Annotated in this window: 6 protein-coding genes; 2 read left to right on the top strand and 4 right to left on the bottom strand. The window is 70.6% G+C overall.

Annotated elements, in window-relative coordinates; genetic code table 11:
* The 3 genes from PSD17_RS31635 to tal form a co-directional block, all read right to left on the bottom strand.
* Positions 1-920, bottom strand: a 920-nt coding sequence (locus tag PSD17_RS31635; protein ID WP_339126002.1) for a cbb3-type cytochrome c oxidase subunit I, incomplete at its 3' end; no start/stop codon positions are given.
* A gap of 119 nt (positions 921-1,039) precedes the next feature.
* Positions 1,040-1,633, bottom strand: coding sequence for a Dps family protein (locus tag PSD17_RS31630; protein WP_013677048.1), 594 nt, complete (start codon positions 1,631-1,633; stop codon positions 1,040-1,042).
* Positions 1,630-2,829, bottom strand: coding sequence for a transaldolase (gene tal, locus PSD17_RS31625; protein ID WP_339126001.1), 1,200 nt, complete (start codon positions 2,827-2,829; stop codon positions 1,630-1,632). Before tal ends, PSD17_RS31630 begins: the two co-directional genes overlap by 4 nt.
* Positions 2,830-3,577: 748 nt before the next feature.
* Between tal and PSD17_RS31620 the strand changes: the two genes are divergently transcribed.
* Positions 3,578-4,255: an antibiotic biosynthesis monooxygenase family protein gene (locus tag PSD17_RS31620; protein WP_339126000.1), complete on the top strand. Its 678-nt coding sequence runs from the start codon at positions 3,578-3,580 to the stop codon at positions 4,253-4,255.
* A gap of 103 nt (positions 4,256-4,358) precedes the next feature.
* On the opposite strand, the gene PSD17_RS31615 is transcribed toward PSD17_RS31620, so the two are convergent.
* Positions 4,359-5,102, bottom strand: coding sequence for a TetR/AcrR family transcriptional regulator (locus tag PSD17_RS31615; RefSeq protein WP_339125999.1), 744 nt, complete (start codon positions 5,100-5,102; stop codon positions 4,359-4,361).
* A gap of 263 nt (positions 5,103-5,365) precedes the next feature.
* Here PSD17_RS31615 and PSD17_RS31610 point away from each other — a divergent pair, with 263 nt between their 5' ends.
* Complete coding sequence (locus PSD17_RS31610) at positions 5,366-6,037, top strand: TetR/AcrR family transcriptional regulator (protein WP_339125998.1); 672 nt, start codon at positions 5,366-5,368, stop codon at positions 6,035-6,037.
* The last annotated feature ends 83 nt before the right edge of the window (positions 6,038-6,120 follow it).

Here is a 6,120-nt window from a genome sequence, read left to right as displayed (position 1 = left end):
CACACCGCGACCGACAGGGCCGCGATGGAGATCGTCGCGTAGATCAGGCCCTTGTAGCCGAACAGTGGCTTGCGGCTGAACACCGGGAGGACCTCCGAGACGATCCCGAAGAAGGGGATCGCGACGATGTAGACCTCGGGATGGCCGAAGAACCAGAACATGTGCTGCCACAGGATCGCCCCGCCGTTGGCCGGGTCGAACACGTGCGCCCCGAGGTGCCGGTCCGCCAGCATCCCGAACAGGCCCACGGTCAGGACCGGGAACGCGATGAGGATCAGGATGGCCGTCACGAAGATGTTCCACGTGAAGATCGGCATCCGGAACATCGTCATGCCGGGCGCGCGCAGGCAGACGATCGTCGTGATGAAGTTGACGCCACCGAGGATCGTCCCCAATCCGGACACGATCAACCCGGCGAGCCACAGGTCGCTGCCCGCTCCGGGGGAGTACTGCGCCGAATGCAGCGGCGCATAGGCGAACCAGCCGAACGCCGCGGGCCCACCGGGTGTCAGGAACCCCGACAGGACGATCAGGCTGCCGAACAGGAACAACCAGTACGACAGAGCGTTGAGCCGCGGGAACGCGACGTCGGGGGCACCGATCTGCAGCGGCACGATGTAGTTGGCGAAGCCGAACAGGATCGGCGTCGCGTACAGCAGCAGCATCGCCGTGCCGTGCATCGTGAACAGCTGGTTGTACTGCTCGGGCGAGAGGAACTGCAGCCCCGGGCGGGCCAGCTCGGCGCGGATCAGCAGCGCCATCGCACCGCCGACCAGGAAGAAGCCGAACGACGTGACCAGGTACAGGATCGCGATGTCCTTGGGGTCCGTCGTCCGCAGCATCCGGAGGAACATCGAGCCCTTCGGCCGGCGGCGCGCTGGGCCGGGTCGGATCGCCCGAGCGGGCGCGAGTTGGGTCATGACGCCTTCCCGAGTGGAGTCGGTGGGGGTTCGCAGGCACGCGCGCGGCGGCCGGTCGAACACGGAGCCCGGTCGGCACCGGGCCGCGCGGCGCTCCGTGCAGCCGTGACGGTGGATCGTCAGATGCGCACGAGGGGGGTGTCGACCAGGTGCTCGGCCAGGAACCAGCACTGCAGCTCCCCGGTACGGATGACCTGCGAGACGAGCAGGTCGTTCGTTCCGTCGTCGCCGAGCTCGGCGCTCTTGGCGGCCGCCTTGTGGGCGTCGACCAGGATCTGCTCGTGCGCGTCCAGCAGTCTCGAGAGCATCGCGGGAACCGGCTCGACGCCGTCCGGCGGTCGCGGGATGTTGCTCAGCTCGGCTGCGTGTCGCGGATCCCCCACCGCCACGGCGCCGAGGCTCTGGACGCGTTCGGCGATCGTGTCGACGAGGGCGAGCTGCTCGCCGGCATGCTTGTCGAGCAGCAGATGCAGCTGGTAGAAGGTCGCTCCGCGGACGTTCCAGTGGCTCTTCTTGTAGAGCGCGTAGAGGATCTGCGTGTCCGCCAACGTCCGGTTGAGCTTCTCCGCCGCGTACATGCGCGCGTCGTAGGACAGGCCGAGGGGGAACTGCTTGACGGTGCCGAACTTCTGGATCTCTCCCCCGCCGTGCTGATGCAGGGACGGCTGGCTCGACGACGAGACCTCCTGTGTCCCGTCCTGGGTGGCGGTCATGTGCTCAACTCCTCTGAATCTCGGGTCGTGCGGGTGGTCGACGCCGTGGGCGTCGGCGGCCGGGTGAACCGCTGTCTCGTCGCTTCCGCGAGGGCTCGCCCGACGGTGTCGTGCAGTTCGGCCCACGAGTGCGCGAACCGATCGACACCGTCGCGTTCCAGGAACGTCAGGACCTCGGCGAGATCGACGCCCGCGGCGGCCACCGCGTCGATGACCTCCTGGGCCTGCGCCGCGTCACCGGCCGCGCTCTGCCGATCGTCCGGGCCGCGCACCACGCCGTGGTCGGCGAAGGCCCGCAGCGTCGCCTCGGGCATCGTGTTCACCGTCCCGGGCAGGGCGAGCTCGCTGACGTACATCGTGTCGGGGTAGGCAGGGTTCTTCACCCCCGTCGAGGCCCACAGTGGTCGCTGCACGCGAGCTCCCGCGGCCTCCAGGCGCTCCCAGCGCGGGCCGGTGAACGTCTCGCGGAACGCCTGGTACGCCAGTCGCGAGTTCGCGACACCGGCCATGCCCCGTAGCGCGAGCGCGTCGTCCGACCCGATCTTGTCGAGGCGCTCGTCGACCTCGACGTCGACCCGGGAGACGAAGAAGCTCGCAACCGAGTGGATTCCCGACAGCGACGTGCCGTGGTCGAGCGCTCGCTCGAGTCCGGCCAGGTAGGCGGCCATGACCGCCCGGTACCGCGCCACCGAGAAGATCAGCGTGACATTGACGTCGACCCCGAGTGCGAGTGCGTCGGTGATGGCCGGGAGGCTGGCCCTGGTCGCGGGGATCTTCACCGACAGGTTCGGGCGGCCGACCGCTCGCACGAGGCTCACGGCGTCGACGACCGTCGCCTCACGGTTGCTGGCCAGTGCGGGGTCGACCTCCAGCGAGACGCGCCCGTCCACCCCGGCGGTGGCCTCCCAGATCTCGCGGAAGAGATCGCAGGCCTGCTGGACGTCCGCGACCACCAGCTGTCGAACCGCGTCGCCGACCGTCACCCCGGCGCGCGCGAGTTCCCGGATCTCCGGGGCGTACGGCTCCGGACGGGCCAGCGAGGCCGCGAGGATGGTCGGGTTGGTGGTCACACCGACGACGTGGCTGTCGTCGACGAGCCGACGGAGGTGGCCGTCGACGAGGTGGGCACGGGTGAGGTCGTCGAGCCAGATCGAGACGCCCGCCTCGGTGAGCCCGGCCAGTCGGTCATCTGCCACGAATGCTTCTCCTCTGGGCTCGCCTCGGTGCCCGGACTCTCACGGCGACGGCAGCGGGGCCACGGAGCCGAGGCGTCCGGGTGAACCCGGCCGTGCGAGGCCCGTGGCCCCACGGACTCCTCGTCGCTCCCCGCTGCTCCTGTCGATCTTCCATCCGGATGAGGGCCTCAGGTGACGATGAGCCGACCGCGTACTGGACCATAGCGTCCAGCACTGAAGTGCTCGGCTGACACCCCACGGCCTGGGCCTCGTGTGGCGCGAATCGTGACACCCGCACATCCTCCCGTCAACGGTACGAGCCTCCCCCGGCCGAGCAATACCGCTCTCACCTGCTGAAACGAGGCTGACAGCGTCTCATCACACACCGGGACGAACGACCCGACACAGGGCTCCGCATCGCCCGACCCCGCCCACCTTGCACGGCCCCTGCCAGGAGTCCCCGCTCCGAAGGGACGGCTTCAGTGGACCAGATGGCCCACAAAAGGGTCCCGGTTCGGTCGGCGGCGATCGACCGGTCGTGGCGTCTCGGACGGCCGTCACCACTTCACCGGGAGTCCGATGTTGCGTTGTGCTGCGGCGCATCGGGTCCGAGATGCTCGGATGGTCACGCCAGCGTGCAGGCGTTCTAGACTATATGGTCTAGTCTGCTCCGGTTCGGAGGGCGTCGCGCACGCGGGTGGGCGCACCTGAACGAGCACACGTTCCCGGACGCCGAGGCCCGGGCGAGAGCTTCCCCACCAGGAGGGACATGTTCGCGGTGCTGTTCGAGGCCCATTCGCGGCCCGACCGTCGGGACGCGTACGCGGAGCTGGCGAGGCTGCTCGACGGCGATCTGCGCGAGAACCCCGGCCTCGTCGACCACGACCTCCACCGGAGCGTGATCCGGCCGGGCTGGGTGCTGTCGCTCTCCACATGGGAGGACGAGAAGGCGCTCGTCAGGTGGCGGACGCACCCGAACCACCAGCTGGCCCAGGCACGGGGTCGCAACGAGATCTTCGTCGACTACACCGTCCGGACCGGCGAGCTCACCCGCGACACCGGGACACCCGACAGCGGGGTGCTCCGCGAGCAGCGGTTCGACGAGACCACCGCGGGCGCCGGGAACACCGTCGTGCTCGTCGGCCCGATGGAGCCGAGCTGTCCGCCCACCACGCCCGACGCGGGCGAGATCGCCTCGCGGCTCGGTCTCGACCTGGAGGCGGACGGGCTCACCTCCTGGGACGTCTACGAACACGTGGAGAACCCCGGGATGCTCCTCGTCCGGACCGTGTGGCGCGACCAGGCCGCCGCCGCGGATTTCGAATCGGCGGCAGTGTTCCCCGGCAACCCGCGCATCCGCCGGATCCGGATCGTCCGCTACTTCAGCATGTACAACCGCGGCGAGGCCCCCCAGTACTACCCGGACCACCCGGACCACCCGACCTGACCGTCCACCGCCGCCCGCGAACCGCGGGCCGCCCGGGACACCCGGGACGCCCGACCGGATCCGGTACCGGGTCCTCCCGGGCTCGGCATCCCCCTCACCGTCCTCACCGGTGGCGGCCCGGCTGCTCACGGATCCCGGTTCGTCGCCGCCCCGTCGACAGCGACCGTCCCCGGTCCCGGGACCGAGGGGCGCCGGCTGCGCCCGGGGCACGTCCCGCCGCCGGCGGGGCGGCGCGGGGGAGGCTGCCGAGCGCGAGATCGAGGGCCGCCTGCAGCGGCTCCGCGCCCCGCACGGCCTGGGCGAGGATCAGACCACCCTGGAGCGCCGCGACGATGCCGGCGGCGAGCTCGCACGGATCGGCGCCGCCGTCGAGCTCACCGTGCTCCTGCAGCCGGTGCAGCCCCGCAGCCAGGTACGACTGCCAGGTGCGGAACGCAGCGTCGAGCGCGGCCCGCAGGCCGTCGGACCGGTCCGCCAGCTGGGTCACCAAAGAGCCGAGCAGGAGCCCGCTCTCGCACCTGCGCGCGCCGCCCAGCTCGACCATGTCCTCGGCCCAGGCATACAGGTCCGCCAGGGACGCCACGTTCAGCAGCAGCGAGCGTTGCCGACCGAGCACGGCGGCGACGTGGAGGTCCACGACGGCGGAGACCAACGCGTCCTCGGCCGGGAAGCAGCGATACACCTGCGACCGGCTGACACCCGATGCGGCGCAGACCCGCTCGACGCTCATCCCCGCGACCCCGAGCCGGGAGACGACCTCCGACGCGGCCCGGACGATTCGGACGCGCGACGCTGCGGAGCGGCGAGCCTCCTCCAGGGGTCGCCCCTCAGGTTCCTCCCTCGACACGCACGGATGTTAGCCAACCCGTACCAGCTGGTCTATTTCGACGGGTGCCTCGCATCGGGCGGGCGGCGGCCCCACCGAGCCGCGCACACGTGCCGCCGGACCCGATCACCGGGGTCGGAACGCCGTCCGGGCCGACCCGGCCGATATGCGCCCTGCGACGGCGAGCAGCCGCGGTCGCGTTCTGAGCCGAGCCGCTCTAGACTGATCAGTCCGTAGTGCGCGAGCGGAGTTCACGATCAAGTCCTCACGCTAGGATCGAGTCCGTGACGAGTGCCGGAGCGACGAGTGCCGGGGCCGAGCCTCCCCTGCGGCGTCTGACCGCCCGCGGTGCCCTCACGCGCGACCGCATCGTCCGGGCCGCGGCCGACCTCATGCACGCCAACGGTGTGGCCGGCACGACCATGGACCAGGTCGTCGAGGCCTCCGGCACCAGCAAGTCACAGCTCTACCACTACTTCGACGACAAGGACGCCCTCGTCACCGCGGTGATCAAGATGCAGACCGCACGGGTGATGCAGGTTCAGGAGCCCCACCTCGAACAACTCAGCTCGCTGCAGGGCCTGCGGCGCTGGCGCGACGCGATCGTCCGGTTCGTCGACGAACGGCACGGCGCGAACGGCTGCGCGATCGGCTCCCTCGCCACCGAGCTGTCGGACCGGTCCGAACCGGCCCGGATCCTGATCAACGCGGCGTTCCAGAGCTGGGAGTCGTACCTCACCGCCGGGATCTCCCGGATGCAGGAACGCGGCGAGATCGACCGCACCGCCGACGCCGCCACCCTGGCCACCGGCATCCTGGCCGCCTACCAGGGCGGATACCTGCTCTCACAGGCCCGGCGCAGCGCCCAGCCGATGGCGCTGGCGCTCGACCTCGCGATCCGCAACGTGGAAGCGCTCGCGCTCGAGCAGAAGCCTGCATCGGGCGCGGTGAGCTGACAGCGTCCCCGAGGTGGCGGCCGGCACGCTGCCGCCGGACCTCGCGAGTGGCGATGGTCGCCATGGCGACCATCGCCACGCAC

Source organism: Pseudonocardia sp. D17 (assembly GCF_036984265.1).
In the GTDB taxonomy this organism is placed as follows: domain Bacteria; phylum Actinomycetota; class Actinomycetes; order Mycobacteriales; family Pseudonocardiaceae; genus Pseudonocardia; species Pseudonocardia benzenivorans.
Note: the sequence above shows the minus strand (reverse complement) of the source record. Positions and strands in the feature narration are given on the sequence as shown.